This window comes from Pseudomonas helvetica, from assembly GCF_039908645.1.
GTDB classification, from domain to species: Bacteria; Pseudomonadota; Gammaproteobacteria; order Pseudomonadales; family Pseudomonadaceae; genus Aquipseudomonas; species Aquipseudomonas helvetica.
Genome location: NZ_CP150917.1, coordinates 6,205,673 through 6,223,967 on the forward strand (window position 1 = coordinate 6,205,673; position 18,295 = coordinate 6,223,967).

The 18,295-nt window shown below is 61.2% G+C and carries 18 protein-coding genes and 1 pseudogene; 15 read left to right on the plus strand and 4 right to left on the minus strand.

What is annotated here, in order from left to right:
• Positions 1 to 4 precede the first annotated feature (4 nt).
• The 3 genes and pseudogenes from dut (at position 5) to argB (ending at position 3,102) form a co-directional block, all read left to right on the plus strand.
• Complete coding sequence (gene dut / locus AABM55_RS28720; protein ID WP_103314726.1) at positions 5 to 460, plus strand: dUTP diphosphatase; 456 nt, start codon at positions 5 to 7, stop codon at positions 458 to 460.
• Between the two features lie 320 nt (positions 461 to 780).
• Positions 781 to 2,157, plus strand: a pseudogene (locus AABM55_RS28725) (phosphomannomutase/phosphoglucomutase); the annotation flags it as partial.
• Between the two features lie 39 nt (positions 2,158 to 2,196).
• Positions 2,197 to 3,102 carry an acetylglutamate kinase gene (gene argB / locus AABM55_RS28730; protein WP_054594649.1) on the plus strand — a complete coding sequence of 302 codons (906 nt, stop codon included), beginning with the start codon at positions 2,197 to 2,199 and terminating at the stop codon, positions 3,100 to 3,102.
• 200 nt (positions 3,103 to 3,302) lie between these two features.
• On the opposite strand, the gene pyrE is transcribed toward argB, so the two are convergent.
• Positions 3,303 to 3,947, minus strand: a complete 645-nt coding sequence (gene pyrE, locus AABM55_RS28735; protein ID WP_054594650.1) for an orotate phosphoribosyltransferase — start codon at positions 3,945 to 3,947, stop codon at positions 3,303 to 3,305.
• Positions 3,948 to 4,029: 82 nt separating this feature from the next.
• On the opposite strand from pyrE, the gene AABM55_RS28740 reads away from it, so the two are divergent.
• A complete protein-coding gene (locus tag AABM55_RS28740) occupies positions 4,030 to 4,809 on the plus strand; it encodes an exodeoxyribonuclease III (protein WP_003176915.1) in 780 nt (259 codons plus the stop codon).
• A gap of 172 nt (positions 4,810 to 4,981) precedes the next feature.
• Here the strand turns inward: AABM55_RS28740 and AABM55_RS28745 are convergent, their stop codons facing one another.
• Entirely contained in the window at positions 4,982 to 5,350 is a 369-nt protein-coding gene (locus AABM55_RS28745; protein ID WP_347928353.1) for a DUF4870 domain-containing protein, read from the minus strand.
• A 34-nt stretch (positions 5,351 to 5,384) separates the two neighbouring features.
• On the minus strand, positions 5,385 to 6,107 hold the full coding sequence (rph, locus tag AABM55_RS28750) for a ribonuclease PH (protein WP_054594651.1): 723 nt from the start codon (positions 6,105 to 6,107) through the stop codon (positions 5,385 to 5,387).
• Between the two features lie 270 nt (positions 6,108 to 6,377).
• Between rph and AABM55_RS28755 the strand changes: the two genes are divergently transcribed.
• The 6 genes from AABM55_RS28755 to AABM55_RS28780 all read left to right on the plus strand — a co-directional run bounded on the left by AABM55_RS28755 (position 6,378) and on the right by AABM55_RS28780 (position 11,682).
• Positions 6,378 to 7,241: a YicC/YloC family endoribonuclease gene (locus tag AABM55_RS28755; protein WP_145014142.1), complete on the plus strand. Its 864-nt coding sequence runs from the start codon at positions 6,378 to 6,380 to the stop codon at positions 7,239 to 7,241.
• A gap of 12 nt (positions 7,242 to 7,253) precedes the next feature.
• A complete protein-coding gene (gene gmk, locus AABM55_RS28760) occupies positions 7,254 to 7,874 on the plus strand; it encodes a guanylate kinase (protein WP_019694279.1) in 621 nt (206 codons plus the stop codon).
• 168 nt (positions 7,875 to 8,042) lie between these two features.
• Entirely contained in the window at positions 8,043 to 8,306 is a 264-nt protein-coding gene (gene rpoZ / locus AABM55_RS28765; RefSeq protein ID WP_003177259.1) for a DNA-directed RNA polymerase subunit omega, read from the plus strand.
• A gap of 57 nt (positions 8,307 to 8,363) precedes the next feature.
• Positions 8,364 to 10,469, plus strand: a complete 2,106-nt coding sequence (gene spoT / locus AABM55_RS28770) for a bifunctional GTP diphosphokinase/guanosine-3',5'-bis pyrophosphate 3'-pyrophosphohydrolase (protein WP_019694280.1) — start codon at positions 8,364 to 8,366, stop codon at positions 10,467 to 10,469.
• 36 nt (positions 10,470 to 10,505) lie between these two features.
• Entirely contained in the window at positions 10,506 to 10,886 is a 381-nt protein-coding gene (locus tag AABM55_RS28775; protein WP_003229509.1) for a RidA family protein, read from the plus strand.
• Between the two features lie 55 nt (positions 10,887 to 10,941).
• A complete protein-coding gene (locus tag AABM55_RS28780) occupies positions 10,942 to 11,682 on the plus strand; it encodes a hypothetical protein (RefSeq protein ID WP_054594653.1) in 741 nt (246 codons plus the stop codon).
• 70 nt (positions 11,683 to 11,752) lie between these two features.
• Here the strand turns inward: AABM55_RS28780 and AABM55_RS28785 are convergent, their stop codons facing one another.
• Positions 11,753 to 12,610 carry an NAD-dependent epimerase/dehydratase family protein gene (locus AABM55_RS28785; RefSeq protein ID WP_347928354.1) on the minus strand — a complete coding sequence of 286 codons (858 nt, stop codon included), beginning with the start codon at positions 12,608 to 12,610 and terminating at the stop codon, positions 11,753 to 11,755.
• Positions 12,611 to 12,799: 189 nt separating this feature from the next.
• Between AABM55_RS28785 and exbB the strand changes: the two genes are divergently transcribed.
• The 5 genes from exbB (at position 12,800) to recG (ending at position 18,259) form a co-directional block, all read left to right on the plus strand.
• Positions 12,800 to 13,792: a tonB-system energizer ExbB gene (gene exbB / locus AABM55_RS28790; protein WP_347928355.1), complete on the plus strand. Its 993-nt coding sequence runs from the start codon at positions 12,800 to 12,802 to the stop codon at positions 13,790 to 13,792.
• 6 nt (positions 13,793 to 13,798) lie between these two features.
• The gene (exbD, locus tag AABM55_RS28795) at positions 13,799 to 14,227 is read left to right on the plus strand and encodes a TonB system transport protein ExbD (protein WP_054594656.1); all 429 of its coding nucleotides are present in this window, start codon (positions 13,799 to 13,801) and stop codon (positions 14,225 to 14,227) included.
• Positions 14,224 to 14,973, plus strand: coding sequence for an energy transducer TonB (locus AABM55_RS28800; protein WP_347928356.1), 750 nt, complete (start codon positions 14,224 to 14,226; stop codon positions 14,971 to 14,973). The genes exbD and AABM55_RS28800 overlap by 4 nt, the downstream gene beginning before the upstream one ends.
• 277 nt (positions 14,974 to 15,250) lie before the next feature.
• Complete coding sequence (locus AABM55_RS28805) at positions 15,251 to 16,174, plus strand: hydrogen peroxide-inducible genes activator (RefSeq protein WP_054594658.1); 924 nt, start codon at positions 15,251 to 15,253, stop codon at positions 16,172 to 16,174.
• A 9-nt stretch (positions 16,175 to 16,183) separates the two neighbouring features.
• The gene (gene recG, locus AABM55_RS28810; RefSeq protein ID WP_054594659.1) at positions 16,184 to 18,259 is read left to right on the plus strand and encodes an ATP-dependent DNA helicase RecG; all 2,076 of its coding nucleotides are present in this window, start codon (positions 16,184 to 16,186) and stop codon (positions 18,257 to 18,259) included.
• The last annotated feature ends 36 nt before the right edge of the window (positions 18,260 to 18,295 follow it).

The window sequence follows — 18,295 nt, forward strand, 5'->3', positions numbered from 1 at the left end:
TCGCATGCACGCTTTACAAGCCAAGATCCTCGACCCACGCATTGGCCGCGAATTCCCGCTGCCGCAGTACGCCACGCCAGGCTCCGCCGGCCTCGACCTGCGGGCGATGCTGGAACAGGACACGGTCATCAAGCCGGGTGAAACCCTGCTGATCCCGACCGGCCTGTCGGTGTACATCGGCGATCCGGGCCTCGCCGCACTGATCCTGCCGCGCTCGGGCCTGGGCCATAAGCACGGCATCGTGCTGGGCAATCTGGTCGGGCTGATCGACTCCGATTACCAGGGTCCGCTGATGGTCTCCTGCTGGAACCGCGGCCAGACCGACTTCAACATCGTGGTCGGCGAACGCCTTGCCCAACTGGTGCTGGTGCCGGTGGTTCAGGCGCACTTCGAGATGGTGGAAGAGTTCGTCGAAACCCAGCGCGGCACCGGCGGATTCGGACACTCGGGCACCAATTGATACGATGGAGATCCTCTGTGGCGAGGGAGCTTGCTCCCGCTGGGCTGCGTAGCGACCCCCGAGACTTTGTGGGCGCTACGCACCCAAGCGGGAGCAAGCTCCCTCGCCACAATGTTTATGCAGTCTCACTTGCAAGGTTCACCGCGAGAATCAAGGCATGAGCCGGCTTTCATGAGTGTCATGGCCCTTTCGCACCACGAACTCTCTGCGGAAAACGCCGTCATAACTTCCAGTTTGAGCCTGCCGACGAATGATTCGCAGGCAGGTCCAGCCACTTTCGAGATGGAGCATTTCCACAGATGAGCACCCCAACCCGCGTCGCCCCCAAGTTCCCCGACAGCATTTTCCGCGCCTACGATATTCGTGGCACCGTTCCGGAATTTCTGAACGCTGAAACGGCTTACTGGCTCGGTCGCGCCATCGGTGCCCAAAGTCTGGCCCAGGATGAGCCGAATGTTTCTGTCGGCCGTGATGGTCGCCTTTCCGGCCCGGAGCTGGTGGAACAACTGATTCAGGGCCTGTACGACAGCGGCTGCCACGTCAGCGACGTCGGCCTGGTGCCAACCCCGGCGCTCTATTACGCGGCCAACGTGCTGGCCGGCAAGTCTGGCGTAATGCTCACCGGCAGCCACAACCCGTCGAACTACAACGGCTTCAAAATCGTCATCGCCGGCGACACCCTGGCCAACGAACAGATCCAGGCCCTGCATGACCGCCTGAAAACCAACAACCTGAGCAGCGGCAAGGGCAGCATCACCAAAGTCGAGATCCTCGACCGCTACAGCGCCGAAATCGTCCAGGACATCAAGCTGGCCCGACGCTTGAAAGTCGTGGTCGACTGCGGCAACGGTGCCGCCGGCGTTATCGCGCCTCAGTTGATCGAAGCGCTGAACTGCGAAGTCATCCCGCTGTTCTGCGACGTCGATGGAAACTTCCCGAATCACCACCCGGATCCGGGCAAGCCTGAAAACCTGGTGGACCTGATAGCCAAGGTCAAGGAAACCAACGCCGACCTGGGCCTGGCCTTCGACGGTGACGGCGACCGCGTCGGCGTGGTGACCAATACCGGCGACATCGTGTTCCCGGACCGCCTGCTGATGCTGTTCGCCAAGGATGTGGTTGCACGCAACCCGGACGCCGAGATCATCTTCGACGTCAAATGCACCCGTCGCCTGACACCGCTGATCAAGGAATATGGCGGCCGCCCGCTGATGTGGAAAACCGGTCATTCGTTGATCAAGAAGAAGATGAAACAAACCGGCGCCCTGCTCGCAGGCGAAATGAGCGGGCACATCTTCTTCAAGGAGCGCTGGTTCGGTTTCGACGACGGTATTTACAGCGCCGCGCGGCTGCTGGAGATCCTCAGCAAGGAAAAATCCACTGCGCAAGAGTTGTTCGAGACCTTCCCGAACGATATTTCTACGCCAGAAATCAATATCCATGTGACCGAAGAGAGCAAATTCAGCATCATTGATGCACTGCACGATGCCCGTTGGGGTGAAGGCGCCGAATTGACCACCATCGACGGTGTGCGAGTCGACTATGCCAAAGGCTGGGGCCTGGTTCGCGCGTCCAACACCACACCGGTGCTGGTCCTGCGTTTCGAGGCCGATAACGACGCCGAACTGCAGCGCATCAAGGACGTGTTCCACACCCAACTGAAACGTGTTGCACCTGACCTCCAACTACCATTTTGATTTTTTGAAGCGCCTTTTATTGAAGTGCCGGAGCCCCGAATGACCATCGAACGCGAAGCCGCCGCCAACACCGCCAAGGTCCTGTCCGAAGCGCTGCCTTACATTCGCCGCTATGTCGGCAAGACCCTGGTGATCAAATACGGCGGCAACGCGATGGAAAGCGAGGAGCTGAAAACCGGCTTTGCCCGCGACATCGTGCTGATGAAGGCCGTGGGCATCAACCCGGTGGTGGTTCACGGCGGCGGCCCGCAAATCGGCGACCTGCTCAAGCGCCTGTCGATCGAGAGCCACTTCATCGACGGCATGCGTGTCACTGACGCCCAGACCATGGACGTGGTGGAAATGGTCCTCGGTGGCCAGGTGAACAAAGACATCGTCAACCTGATCAACCGCCACGGCGGCAGCGCCATCGGCCTGACCGGCAAAGACGCCGAGCTGATTCGTGCGAAGAAGCTCACCGTGACCCGTCAGACACCGGAGATGACCCAGCCGGAAATCATCGACATCGGCCAGGTGGGCGAAGTGGTCGGGATCAACACCGACCTGCTGAACCTGCTGGTCAAAGGCGATTTCATCCCGGTGATCGCGCCAATCGGTGTCGGTGCCAACGGCGAGTCATACAACATCAACGCTGACCTGGTAGCCGGCAAGGTCGCTGAAGCACTGAAAGCTGAAAAGCTGATGCTGCTGACCAACATTGCCGGCCTGATGGACAAATCCGGCACGGTCCTGACCGGCCTGAGCACCCAGCAGGTCGACGAACTGATCGCCGACGGCACCATCTACGGTGGCATGCTGCCAAAGATCCGTTGCGCGCTGGAAGCCGTACAGGGCGGCGTCGGCAGCTCGCTGATCATCGATGGCCGGGTGCCGAATGCGATTCTGCTGGAAATCTTCACCGACACCGGTGTGGGCACCTTGATCAGTAATCGCAAGCGTCCATAAGCAACACACACAAAAAGACCCCGCTCAGCCTGGCTGAGCGGGGTCTTTTTTTGCCTGCGATCTCAATAGGACAGCATTTTGTGGCGAGGGAGCTTGCTCCCGCTTGAGTGCGCAGCGCTCACAAAATCCTTGGGTCTGCTACGCAGCCCAGCGGGAGCAAGCTCCCTCGCCACACAAGCTCGCCCCCATAAGCGTTGTGGTTAGACGCCGAACTGCGCGCGGTAGGCTTCTACCGCTGGCAAATGCTGCTTGAGCTGTGGATCGTCGGCGAGGAATTCCAGCACCTGATTCAGCGAAACAATGCTGATCACCGGGATACCGAAGTCACGCTCCACTTCCTGGATTGCCGACAATTCACCGTTGCCACGCTCCTGACGGTTCAGCGCGATCAGCACGCCGGCCGCCTTGGCGCCTTCCTGGGAAGCGATGATCTGCATCACTTCACGGATTGCGGTACCGGCGGTGATCACGTCGTCGATGATCAGCACGTCGCCGGTCAATGGCGCGCCGACCAGGCTGCCGCCTTCGCCGTGGGCCTTGGCCTCCTTGCGATTGAAGCACCATGGCAGATCGCGGTCATGGTGCTCGGCCAATGCCACGGCGGTGGTCGCCGCCAAAGGAATGCCTTTGTACGCTGGGCCAAACAGCACGTCGAACGCGATGCCGCTCTCGACGATGGCTGCCGCGTAGAAACGACCCAGCTGCGCCAGCGCAGAACCCGAGTTGAAAAGGCCGGCATTGAAGAAGTAAGGACTGGTACGCCCGGACTTCAGGGTGAACTCACCGAAGCGCAAAACGCCGCGATCGATGGCAAAACGAATGAAGTCGCGCTGATACGCTTGCATGAAAAAAACCCCAAATACCACGGATTTAGCTAATTAGGTAGACGCCGTGTATCATACACGCACGCGATTTTTGGGGCCATTTATGCGGATCATCAGTGTGAACGTCAATGGTATTCAGGCTGCAGTCGAGCGTGGTTTGCTCAGTTGGCTGCAGGCACAGAATGCCGACGTCATCTGCCTGCAGGACACCCGCGCCTCCGCCTTTGAACTGGACGATCCAGCCTTCCAACTGGATGGCTACTTCCTTTATGCCTGCGATGCCGAAGTTCCCGCCCAAGGTGGCGTGGCTTTGTACTCGCGGTTGCAACCGAAGGCTGTCATCAGCGGTCTCGGCTTTGAGACGGCCGACCGCTACGGGCGCTACCTGCAAGCCGATTTCGACAAGGTCAGCATCGCGACCTTGCTGCTCCCTTCGGGGCAGAACGGCGATGAAGACTTGAACCAGAAGTTCAAGCTAATGGACGATTTCGCCCGTTATCTGGATAAACAGCGACGCAAACGTCGCGAGTACATTTATTGTGGCTCGCTGTACGTGGCGCAACAGAAGCTGGATATCAAGAACTGGCGCGACAGCCAGCAATCCCCGGGCTTCCTGGCGCCAGAGCGTGCCTGGATGGACGAGATTGTCGGCAACATGGGGTATGTCGATGCCCTGCGCGAAGTCAGCCGCGAAGGCGATCAGTACAGCTGGTGGCCAGACAACGAACAGGCTGAAATGCTCAACCTGGGCTGGCGTTTCGACTACCAGCTGCTGACCCCGGGTCTGCGCCGCTTTGTACGCAGCGCTCGCTTGCCACGTCAGCCGCGGTTCTCGCAACACGCGCCGTTGATCGTGGACTACGACTGGACGCTGACGATCTAAGCGTCTTTTCGCAGCTGCAAAAAAGCCGACAGAGATGTCGGCTTTTTTGTAGACGCCCAACTCCCGTAGGAGCAAGGCTTGCCCGCGATGAACGATAACGCGATGCACCTGATACACCGCGGCGCCTCAATCGCGAGCAAGCCTTGCCCCTACAGGTCGATGTGGTTGCGGGTTATTTGATCGGCCGCCAGGTGAAGGGGTAGCGGTAAGCCACGCCCTCATTCGCCTTGACGCCGCCAATGATGGTCAGCACCACCGCAGCGATCACCAGCAAGCCGAACAGCGGGATGCCGATCAATACGAACATCAGCGGAATACAGATCGTGGCCGCCACCGCCACGGTGATCTGGAAATTCAGCGCTTCCTTGCCCTGCGCGTCGATGAACGGGTCCTGCTCGCGCTTCATCTGCCACAGGATCAGCGGCCCGATCAGGCTGCCGAACGGAAACCAGTAGCCAAGAAACGCCGACAAATGACAGAACATCGCCCATTGCCTGACTTCCTGGCTCGGTGCGGGTGCGGGTAGCTGCTCGTCATTCATGGCGCTCTCCTTATCCTGGAATGAGTTCGAATCGTCAGTCAGCCAACGCAGCGTTCTGCAGATCGAAAATATCGTTCATGCCTTTCTTCGCCAGCTCCAGCATCGCGTTCAGCTCTTCAGGCTGGAACGGCGCGCCTTCAGCGGTGCCCTGCACTTCGATGAAACCACCGGTGCTGGTCATCACCACGTTCAGGTCGGTCTCGGCAGCCGAGTCTTCCAGGTAGTCCAGATCCAGCACTGGCTCGCCCTGATACATGCCCACGGACACAGCAGCAATCATCTGCTTGAGCGGGTCACCGCCTTTCAGGCCGCCGCGTTTCTTGATCACTTTCAAGGCGTCGACCAGCGCAACCATGGCGCCAGTGATCGAGGCAGTACGCGTACCGCCGTCGGCCTGGATCACGTCGCAGTCGACGTACAGGGTCACGTCGCCCAGCTTGGACATGTCCAGCGCAGCGCGCAGGGAACGACCGATCAGACGCTGGATCTCCAGCGTACGGCCGCCTTGCTTGCCGCGGCTCGCTTCACGCTGGTTACGCTCGCCAGTGGCGCGCGGCAGCATGCCGTATTCGGCGGTCAGCCAGCCTTGGCCCTGCCCCTTGAGGAAGCGCGGCACGCCGTTTTCGACGCTGACGGTGCAGATCACCTTGGTATCACCGAACTCGACCAGTACAGATCCCTCGGCGTGTTTGGTGTAGTTGCGGGTAATGCGGATCGAGCGGAGCTGATCGGCAGCGCGACCACTTGGACGTTTCATAGAGGAACACCTGTACAGAGGACGGAAATCTGCCGAGCATTATAGGGCGACCAGGCGCGCCTGGGCACTTCTAAAAAAAACGGGCGACGAGCGAGGGCTCTGAACCGGGCTCTGCGACGACCTGCAGCGCTTTGTCACACGCGCCATTTGGGAGCATCCGCCGCACTGCGCTACAATCCTGCGCCTTTGCAGCCTGTGGGCTTTAATTCATCTAACCAGGTCCGTTGAGCCCGCTGGGTTCGGCGCCGGCCTGAATCGCGAGGTACCTCCATGGTGCACAGCATGACCGCCTTCGCCCGCGTCGAAAAAGCCGGCAGCCAGGGCACCCTGAGCTGGGAGCTGCGTTCGGTCAACAGCCGTTACCTGGAACCGCACCTGCGCCTGCCCGAGTCCTTTCGCGACCTCGAAGGCAACGTGCGCGAAGCACTGCGTCAGGGCCTGTCGCGCGGCAAGCTCGAATGCACCCTGCGCTTCACCGAAGAAACCGCCGGCAAACCGCTGCAAGTCGACCGCGAACGCGCCGCGCAACTGGTCGCCGCCGCCGAGACCGTCGCCAGCCTGATCAAGAACCCTTCAGCCCTCAACCCGCTGGAAGTGCTGGCCTGGCCTGGCGTGCTGGTTGCCGATGCAAGCGACCCGCAAGCGCTCAACGCCGAGGCGCTGGCCCTGTTCAATGAAGGCCTCAAGGAACTCAAGGCTGGCCGCGAGCGCGAAGGTGCGGAGCTGGCCCGACTGATCAACGAACGCCTGACGTCGATTGAAGAAGACGTGGTGACCCTGCGCGAACTGGTTCCGCAGATGCTCGCCACCCAGCGTCAGAAGGTGCTCGACCGCTTTGCCGACATGAAGGCCGAGCTCGACCCGCAGCGCCTGGAACAGGAAATGGTCATGCTCGCGCAAAAAAGCGACGTCGCCGAAGAACTGGACCGCCTGAGCACCCACATCATCGAAGTTCGCCGCGTGCTCAAGTCCGGCGGCGCTGCCGGTCGGCGCCTCGACTTCCTGATGCAGGAGCTCAACCGCGAAGCCAATACACTGGGCTCCAAAGCCTTCGACCCGCGCAGCACCCAGGCTGCGGTCAACCTCAAAGTGTTGATCGAGCAGATGCGCGAACAAGTGCAGAACATTGAGTAAGGCTACCCCGACATGACCCACAGCACTGGCACCCTGTACATCATTTCCGCCCCGTCCGGCGCTGGCAAAACCAGCCTGGTCAAGGACCTGATCAACGATCTTCCACAGATCCGTCTTTCGATCTCGCACACCACCCGCGCCATGCGCCAGGGCGAAGTGGACGGAGTGAACTACCACTTTGTCGACCGCACCCAGTTCGTGAAGATGATCGAGCACGGCGACTTCCTGGAGCGCGCCGAAGTGTTCGGCAACCTCTATGGCACTTCGCAAAGCCACCTGCAGCAGACCCTGGATGAAGGCCACGACCTGATCCTGGAAATCGACTGGCAAGGTGCCGAACAGGTGCGCAAGTTGATGCCGCATGCGCGCTCGATCTTCATTCTGCCGCCCTCCCAGGAGGCCTTGCGCCAACGCCTGCACGGCCGTGGCCAGGACAGCCACGAGATCATTGAAGGCCGGATGCGTGAAGCGGTCAGCGAGATGAGCCACTACGTCGACTACGACTACCTGATCATCAACGATGATTTCAACCAGGCGCTGGAAGACCTGAAAGCGATTTTCCGCGCCAATCAGCTGCATCAGAAACGTCAGCAACAGCGTTTCGGTAAATTGCTTGCCGAATTGCTGGGCTGAATCAGCTCTTCCCAAAACCGCTGCAAGGGCTTTACATTGGTACTTGCAGCGCGTTGAAGGGCTTGGTTAAAAAATCAGCGCTTCCCTAATCGCTGGTGATTTTTTAAACTGTTGAGTCCGCTCGCCCAACCGGGCAGCGCGCATATTGCATTCGCTCCGAGGAATACCATGGCCCGCGTAACCGTTGAAGACTGCCTAGAACACGTGGAAAACCGCTTTGAGCTGGTCATGCTCTCTACCAAGCGTGCCCGTCAACTGGCCACCGGCGGCAAAGAGCCTCTGGTCCAGTGGGAAAACGACAAACCTACCGTTGTGGCCCTGCGTGAAATCGCTGAAGGCCTGATGAGCTACGAGTTCATCGCCAATGCTGAAATCGTCGAAGACGAACCGCTGTTCGCAGCGTTCGAGGACGAGTCCAACGAGGCCGTCTAAGTCCATGCCTGGTCGACGTAGTACGGCGCGGGGTCACAGCCATCGGCAGGAGTCATCATGCCGAGCATAGACGCCCTCGCCGAACGCTTATCGACCTACCTCGGCACTGACCAGGTCAACCTGGTCCGCCGAGCGTACTTCTACGCCGAACAAGCCCACGATGGCCAGCGCCGCCGCAGCGGCGAGGCGTACGTCACGCACCCGTTAGCGGTCGCGAACATTCTTGCCGACATGCACATGGACCATCAGAGTTTGATGGCCGCGATGCTGCATGACGTGATCGAAGACACCGGTATTGCCAAGGAAGCGCTCTCTGCGCAGTTTGGCGAAACCGTGGCCGAACTGGTCGACGGGGTCAGCAAACTGACCCAGATGAACTTCGAGACCAAAGCCGAAGCCCAAGCCGAAAACTTCCAGAAAATGGCCATGGCCATGGCCCGCGACATTCGCGTGATCCTGGTCAAACTGGCCGACCGCCTGCACAACATGCGCACGCTGGAAGTCCTGTCCGGTGAAAAGCGCCGGCGGATCGCCAAGGAAACCCTGGAAATCTACGCGCCCATCGCCAACCGGCTGGGCATGCATGCCATCCGCGTAGAATTCGAAGACCTGGGCTTCAAGGCCATGCACCCGATGCGTTCCGCGCGGATCTACCAGGCGGTCAAGCGCGCCCGGGGCAATCGCAAGGAAATCGTCAACAAGATCGAAGAATCCCTCAGCCATTGCCTGGCCATCGACGGCATTCAGGGCGAGGTCAGCGGTCGCCAGAAACACCTGTACGGCATCTACACGAAAATGCGCGGCAAGCGCCGGGCCTTCAACGAGATCATGGACGTCTACGCGTTCCGGATCATCGTCGACAAGGTCGATACCTGCTACCGCGTGCTCGGTGCTGTGCATAATTTGTACAAACCGTTGCCGGGGCGCTTCAAGGATTACATCGCGATTCCCAAGGCCAACGGCTATCAGTCGTTGCACACCACGCTCTTCGGCATGCACGGCGTACCGATCGAAATCCAGATCCGCACCCGTGAAATGGAAGAGATGGCCAATAACGGCATCGCCGCCCATTGGCTGTACAAATCCAGCGGCGACGAGCAGCCAAAAGGCACTCACGCCCGCGCCCGCCAGTGGGTCAAGGGCGTGCTGGAAATGCAGCAACGCGCCGGTAACTCGCTGGAGTTCATTGAAAGCGTGAAGATCGACCTGTTCCCGGACGAGGTCTACGTGTTCACGCCAAAAGGCCGGATCATGGAGCTGCCAAAAGGCTCCACGGCGGTCGACTTCGCTTACGCGGTGCACACTGACGTCGGCAACAGTTGCATCGCCTGCCGGATCAACCGCCGCCTGGCGCCGCTGTCCGAACCGCTGCAAAGCGGCTCGACGGTCGAAATCGTCAGCGCTCCGGGCGCACGGCCGAACCCGGCGTGGCTCAACTTCGTGGTCACCGGCAAGGCCCGCACGCACATTCGTCACGCGCTGAAACTGCAGCGCCGCTCCGAGTCCATCAGCCTCGGCGAACGCCTGCTGAACAAGGTGCTCAACGGCTTCGACAGCTCGCTGGAAAAAGTCCCGGCCGAGCGCATCAAGGCGATGCTCAACGAATACCGCCTCGAACTGATCGAAGACCTGCTTGAAGACATCGGCCTGGGCAATCGCATGGCCTATGTCGTCGCCCGCCGCCTGCTCGGCGAAGGCGAACAGTTGCCAAGCCCGGAAGGTCCGCTGGCGATTCGCGGCACCGAAGGCCTGGTACTCAGTTACGCCAAGTGCTGCACGCCGATCCCGGGCGACCCGATTGTCGGCCACCTGTCTGCCGGCAAAGGCATGGTCGTGCACCTGGACAACTGCCGCAACATCAGCGAAATCCGCCACAACCCGGAAAAATGCATCCAGCTCTCGTGGGCCAAGGATGTCACCGGCGAATTCAATGTCGAACTGCGCGTCGAGCTGGAACACCAGCGCGGCCTGATTGCCTTGCTGGCCAGCAGCGTCAACGCCGCGGACGGCAACATCGAAAAAATCAGCATGGACGAACGCGACGGTCGTATCAGCGTGGTCCAACTGGTGGTCAGCGTACACGACCGTGTACACCTGGCCCGCGTGATCAAGAAACTGCGCGCCCTGACCGGGGTGATTCGCATCACCCGCATGCGTGCCTAGCTCGTCCATCCAGCACCCCATTACAAGGAGTCATACATGACCAAGACTGTTATCACCAGCGACAAGGCCCCGGCCGCCATCGGTACTTACTCCCAGGCGATCAAGGCTGGCAACACTGTCTACATGTCCGGCCAGATCCCGCTCGACCCAAAAACCATGGAACTGGTCGAAGGCTTCGAAGCCCAGACCGTCCAGGTGTTCGAGAACCTGAAAGCCGTGGCTGAAGCCGCTGGCGGTTCGTTCAAGGACATCGTCAAACTGAACATCTTCCTCACCGACCTGAGCCACTTCGCCAAGGTCAACGAGATCATGGGCAAATACTTCGACCAGCCTTACCCAGCGCGCGCCGCCATCGGCGTGGCCGCCCTGCCAAAGGGTTCGCAGGTTGAAATGGATGCCATCCTGGTCATCGAGTAATACGCACGGCGCAGCCTCCCAGGCTGCGCCGACTTCGTTCTGTAAGGATCTCCTCATGCGCAAAGCGCTAGCTCTCTCGTTGCTCGCGGTGTTTCTCGGTGGCTGTGCCAGCAACCCTGCCGACCGCGACATCAGTGGCACCTGGATCAACCAGTCGGCAATCAATGCGGCGGCCAAGGGCGGCCCGCTGCGCGAAGCACTGCAAGCCTATGGCCCGAACCTGGAGTGGGACGTCAACACCAAGGCCGGCCAGGCGCGATACACAAACGGCTTCGAGAACGTCGAAGGCAAAATGCTCGGCGAGAAATCCGATGCCTGGAAAGTCGAGTTTTATGGCAGCGCTGCCACCGAATTGAAGCGCGACGGTAAACAGTTGCACCAAGTGGCCAACGACAACGAGCCCGAGCAACTGTTTGACCGCGCCAAAGACATCGCCCCCGAAGGCGCACCGATTGGTGCCAGCTTCGAGCGTGCGCTGTACTCAGCCTATCTGGGCGGTAGCTGGAAGATCGTCAACGGTCCTGGCGAAGGCAGCACCGTGCAGTTCCAGGCCGACGGCGCCGTTCAAGGCCTGCCTGGTGCTGACCGTTACGCGCTGTGCCTGGCGGGCGACTGCGCCTCCATGAGCGGCGGCCACGACACCGTCTGGCTGCAACTGAGCGGCCAGGGCAACCCGTGGATCTTCACCCGCAACGGCAAACAGATGGAGATCTTCCAGGCAGTCAATGGCGCCCAGGCGGACGAAGTCCCTTCGTTCACCCCTGGCAATCGCCAATGGACACTGGAAAAGCAGTGATCCTGCTTTAACTGCAACGAAGATCCAATGTGGGAGCCTGCTCCCACAGTTGTTTTTGGATGTTTGAAGGTCAGCTGCGACCTTCAAGAATCGCCGCATACCCTTCACGAAAGCTCGGATAACGCGGCGTCCAGCCCAACGCTTTAGCCCGGGCGTTGCTGCAACGCTTGCTGCCCGTACGGCGCACGCTGGCATCCTCCGACCAGTCGGTCACCCCGAGGTACTCGCGTAACCAGCCCACCACCTCCGCCAACGGCGCGGGCGCGTCGTCGACGCCGATATAGCAGTCATCCAGCGCCTCGTCGCGTTCGGCACGCAGCAACAGGAACGCCAACAACCCAGCCGCGTCATCCACATGAATCCGGTTGGCATACAGCGGCGGATCAACCGCAACGCGATAGCCCTGCCGCACCTGGCTCAACAGCCACTCACGACCCGGGCCGTAAATCCCGGTCAGGCGCACCAGACTCGCAGGAATGCCGCTGTTTAATGCGATCTGCTCGGCTTCCAGCATCACTCGCCCGGAATAGCCGGCCGCTTGAGTCGGCGATGTTTCATCGATCCATTCACCGTTCTGCTGCCCGTACACGCTGCTGCTGGAGACAAACAGCAAGCGCTTCGGTGCCTGGCCGTAGTCGTTCAGCCATTCCAGCACATGCTGCAAGCCCTGGACATAAGCGGCGCGGTAACCGGCTTCATCGTGATCGGTGGCGGCCGCGCAATACACCAGGTAATCCACCGCCCCGACGGGCCAGGTCGCCGGGCAGTCTTCATTGAACAAGTCGCCGGCAACGCCAATAACGCCCTCGGGCAGGCGCGAGATGTCACGCCGCAAACCATGAACCTCCCACCCCGAGGCCAACAGTTGAGTGGCCAGACGGCCGCCGACATCGCCACAACCGGCGATCAAAACAGAAGGCGCGGACATCAAAATTCTCCCATCAGAAAGGTACAGGCTAGCCTTGGTATTGGACACGCGGCTAGCAATCAAAGAAAAAAAGAGACTCTATTACTTTTGTTAACAAGAATTACTTGCAATAATGCCCGCCACTTTTGTTCTCGGCCCACGAGGCCTGGAAGGACATTAAACCCTCTTCTTCTCTTAGGTCCGGCCAGCATGACACGTAATTCACTCTCCGCTTCGCCAACCACGCTTGCTCGTCCCACTCGCGCCCTGAGCGCGGTCGCCGCGCTGCTGTTCAGCCTGCTGCTGGCCCCGACCGCCGCCTTCGCCGATGAAGCACCTGCAACCACCAACGTGCCAGCCGCTCACTCCACACCTGACGTGCCTAGAAACCCTGACGGCAGCGTCGATACTTCGTCGCTGCCGCCGGAAGTGCAAAAGGCTTTGGCTGATTTCGGTGAAGCAACAAAGCAGATGGAAGAAAACAACACCCTGGGCATGGCTCACGACCTGTCGCCGTGGGGCATGTACCAGAACGCCGACATCATCGTGAAAATCGTGATGATCGGCCTGGCCATCGCCTCGATCATCACCTGGACTATCTGGATCGCCAAGGGCCTTGAGCTGCTGGGCGCCAAGCGTCGTCTACGCGGTGAAATCGCTAGCCTGAAAAAAGCCACCACCCTTAAAGACGCCAGCGCCAGCGCGGCCAAGGAAGGCACCCTCGCCAACCTGCTGGTCCACGACGCCCTTGAAGAAATGCGCCTGTCGGCCAACAGCCGTGAAAAAGAAGGCATCAAGGAACGCGTCAGCTTCCGCCTCGAGCGTCTGGTGGCCGCCTGCGGCCGCAACATGAGCAGCGGCACCGGCGTGCTGGCCACCATCGGCTCCACCGCGCCGTTCGTGGGTCTTTTCGGCACCGTGTGGGGCATCATGAACAGCTTCATCGGCATCGCCAAAACCCAGACCACCAACCTCGCCGTCGTCGCCCCCGGCATCGCCGAAGCCCTGCTGGCTACCGCGCTGGGCCTGGTGGCCGCGATTCCTGCGGTGGTCATCTACAACGTTTTCGCCCGTTCCATCGCCGGCTACAAGGCCCAGGTGTCCGATGCTTCGGCGCAAGTCCTGTTGCTGGTCAGCCGCGACCTCGACCACCTGCCGCCCGAGCGCATTTCCTCGCAACCGCACATGGTCAAAGTAGGGTAATCCGCCATGGGCTTGCATTTAAAGGAAGGCGCAGACGACGATCTCGCCGAGAACCACGAAATCAACGTCACGCCGTTCATCGACGTGATGCTGGTGCTGCTGATCATCTTCATGGTCGCCGCCCCGCTGGCCACCGTGGACATCAAGGTTGACCTCCCCGCCTCGACCGCCAAACCGGCACCGCGGCCAGAGAAACCGGTGTTCCTCAGCGTCAAGGCCGACCAACGCCTGTACCTGGGCGAAGACGAAGTCAACGCCGAAACCCTCGGCGCGACCCTCGACGCGCGAACCCACGGCAAGAAGGACACGACCATCTTCTTCCAGGCCGACAAAGGCGTGGACTACGGCGACCTGATGCACGTGATGGATGCCCTGCGGGCCGCCGGCTACCTGAAAGTCGGTCTGGTCGGACTTGAGACGGCAGCCAAGAAATGATCACGACGCGCCAAAAGCTGACGCGTTACGGCGCTAGCCTGGTCGTGGTGCTGGGCGTCCACGCGGTCGCGATTTTGCTCGCGCTCAACTGGAAGTCCTCGCCGCCGGTCGAGTTGCCGCCGATGGCGATGATGGTCGAGTTGGCGCCGCTTCCGGCACCGCCACCACCGGCACCGCCCAAGGTCGTAACGCCGCCGCAACCACCGACCCCGGTCGAAGAGCTGCCGCTGCCGAAACTCGCGGAAGCGCCAAAGCCGACGATCTCGGTGCCCAAGCCGGTCAAACCCAAGCCCAAGCCTCAACCGCCCAAGCCGGTGGAGAAAAAGCCCGAGCCGCCGAAGGAAAAACCGGCCGAGGAAAAACCCAGCGACACACCGCCGACCAACACTCCGACGGAGAAATCCGCGCAACCTGCCCCAGGCCCGACGCTGGCGCAGTCTGCGGCCAAGGAAAGTTGGCAAGGCACACTGCTGGCGCACCTGGCCAAGTACAAGAAGTACCCGCCTGCCGCCCAGTCGCGTGGCAAGGAGGGTCTGAACCGTCTGCGCTTCGTGGTCGACGCTGAAGGCAACGTGCTGTCTTACGAGTTGGTCGGTCGCTCCGGCAACGCCGATCTGGACCGGGCCACCCTGGAAATGATCCGCCGCGCCCAGCCACTGCCCAAGCCACCGGCCGACATGCTGAAGAACGGCTCGATCGAAATCGTTGCGCCGTTTGTGTACTCCCTGGAAAAACGCCGACACTAAGCACAAACGCAAAACCCTTGTAGGAGCCGAGCTTGCTCGCGATAGCGGTGTGTCAGTCAACAGAGATGCTGAACATGACGGCCTCATCGCGAGCAAGCTCGGCTCCTATAGGTTCTGCGGCGGCCAGAGAATCTGCAAAAGGCACCGAAAGGTGCCTTTTGCATATCCGCCAGCGCCAAACATGCATTGCCCAGTGTCGCTCTCCGCCCTCTGTCTGATAACGTGCGTCTATCGATTGCAGCCGGTATGCTTGGCCGCATCATCATGGACGCCCGCTATGACCCTCACAGAATTACGCTACATCGTCACCCTCGCCCAAGAACAGCATTTCGGCCACGCGGCCGAGCGTTGCCACGTCAGTCAGCCGACCCTGTCGGTGGGCGTGAAAAAACTTGAAGACGAACTCGGTGTGCTGATTTTCGAGCGCAGCAAAAGCGCGGTGCGCCTGACCCCGGTTGGCGAAGGCATCGTCGCCCAGGCCCAGAAAGTCCTTGAACAAGCCCAAGGCATTCGTGAACTGGCCCAGGCCGGCAAAAACCAGCTGACCGCCCCGCTGAAAGTCGGCGCGATCTACACCGTCGGCCCGTACCTGTTCCCGCACCTGATTCCACAACTGCACCGGGTCGCCCCGCAGATGCCGTTGTACATCGAAGAAAACTTCACCCACGTGCTGCGCGACAAACTGCGCAACGGCGAGCTGGACGCGATCATCATCGCCCTGCCGTTCAACGAAGCCGACGTACTGACCCTGCAACTCTACGACGAACCGTTCTACGTCCTGATGCCGGCCCAGCACCCGTGGACCGAAAAAGAATCCATCGACGCCAGCCTGCTCAACGACAAGAGCCTGCTGCTGCTCGGCGAAGGTCATTGCTTCCGCGACCAAGTGCTGGAAGCCTGCCCGACCCTGGCCAAAGGCAACGACGGCGCCAAACACACCACCGTCGAATCCAGCTCGCTGGAAACCATTCGGCACATGGTCGCCTCCGGCCTGGGCATCTCGATCCTGCCGCTCTCGGCCGTCGACAGTCACCACTACTCGCCCGGCGTGCTCGAGGTGCGTCCACTGTCGCCGCCAGTGCCGTTCCGCACCGTCGCCATCGCCTGGCGCGCCAGCTTCCCGCGGCCCAAAGCGATTGAAATCCTCGCGGACTCGATCCGCCTGTGCTCGGTGGCCAAGCCGCCAGCGGTTGCGGGGTAAGCAGTAGCAATGGCTGAGCTGTCGCAAGTGTCGGTCACGGCACTCAAGGGTGTCGGCGAAGCCATGGCCGAAAAACTCGCCAAGGTCGGCCTGGAAAACCTTCAGGACGTACTGTTCCACCTGCCGCTGCGTTACCAGGATCGCACCCGCGTGGTGCCGATCGGCCACTTGCGGCCGGGTCAGGACGCGGTGATCGAAGGCACCGTCAGCGGCGCCGATGTAGTGATGGGCCGGCGCCGCAGCCTGGTCGTGCGCCTGCAGGACGGCACCGGCGGGCTCAGCCTGCGCTTCTACCATTTCAGCAACGCGCAAAAGGAAGGCCTGAAACGCGGCACCCGCGTGCGTTGCTACGGCGAGGCTCGGCCCGGTGCGTCGGGGCTGGAAATCTACCACCCGGAATACCGCGCCATCACCGGCGACGAACCGCCCCCGGTGGATGAAACCCTGACGCCGGTCTACCCGCTCACCGAAGGCCTGACCCAACAGCGGCTGCGCCAACTGTGCATGCAAACCCTGACCCTGCTCGGCCCCAGCAGCCTGCCTGACTGGCTGCCGCAAGAGTTGGCGCGGGACTACCAACTGGCGCCGCTGGCCGACGCGATCCGTTATTTGCATCACCCGCCAGCGGACGCCGATGTCGACGAACTCGCCCTCGGTCATCACTGGGCGCAACACCGTCTGGCCTTTGAAGAACTGCTGACCCATCAGCTGTCGCAACAACGCCTGCGTGAAAGCATGCGCGCGCTGCGAGCGCCGGCCATGCCCAAAGCCACCCGGCTGCCGGCTCAATACCTGGCTAACCTCGGCTTTCCGCCGACCGGCGCGCAGCAACGGGTGGGCAATGAAATCGCCTACGACATGAGCCAGCACGAGCCGATGTTGCGGCTGATTCAGGGCGACGTCGGTGCCGGTAAAACCGTGGTCGCCGCCCTCGCGGCCTTGCAAGCGCTGGAAGCCGGCTATCAAGTGGCGCTGATGGCGCCGACCGAGATCCTCGCCGAACAGCACTTCATCACCTTCAAGCGCTGGCTCGAACCGCTGGGCCTGGAAGTCGCCTGGCTGGCCGGCAAGCTCAAGGGCAAGAACCGCGTCGCCGCGCTGGAACAAATCGCCAGCGGCACACCGATGGTGGTCGGCACTCACGCCTTGTTCCAGGACGAAGTGCAGTTCAAGAACCTCGCGCTGGTGATCATCGACGAACAACACCGCTTCGGCGTCCAGCAACGGCTGGCGCTGCGGCAGAAAGGCGTGGGCGGGCGGATGTGCCCGCACCAGTTGATCATGACCGCCACGCCGATTCCGCGCACGTTGGCGATGAGCGCCTACGCTGACCTCGACACCTCGATTCTCGACGAACTGCCGCCCGGTCGAACCCCGGTCAACACCGTGCTGGTCACCGACACGCGCCGGGTTGAAGTCATCGAACGGGTGCGCGCCGCGTGCGCCGAAGGGCGGCAAGCGTATTGGGTGTGCACGCTGATCGAAGAGTCGGAAGAGCTCACCTGCCAAGCCGCTGAAACCACCTATGAAGACCTCACCGCCGCCCTCGGCGAGCTGAAGGTCGGCCTGATTCACGGGCGCATGAAACCCGCCGAGAAAGCCGACGTCATGGCCCAGTTCAAGGCCGGCGCGTTGCAGTTGCTGGTGGCGACCACGGTGATCGAAGTCGGCGTCGACGTGCCCAACGCCAGCCTGATGATCATCGAAAACCCCGAACGCCTGGGCCTGGCGCAACTGCACCAGTTACGCGGTCGCGTCGGTCGGGGCAGCGCCGCCAGTCACTGCGTGCTGCTCTACCATCCGCCGCTGTCGCAGATCGGTCGGCAACGCCTCGGTATCATGCGTGAAACCAACGACGGTTTCGTGATCGCCGAGAAAGACCTCGAGCTGCGCGGCCCAGGCGAAATGCTCGGCACCCGGCAAACCGGTCTGCTGCAATTCAAGGTCGCCGACCTGATGCGCGACGCCGACCTGCTGCCGGCGGTGCGCGACGCGGCCCAGGCATTGCTGGAGCGTTGGCCGCATCACGTCAGCCCGTTGCTCGACCGCTGGCTACGCCATGGGCAGCAATACGGCCAAGTGTGAGCAGTGTCTCAGTTTCTGGGCGATGGTTTTAAACAA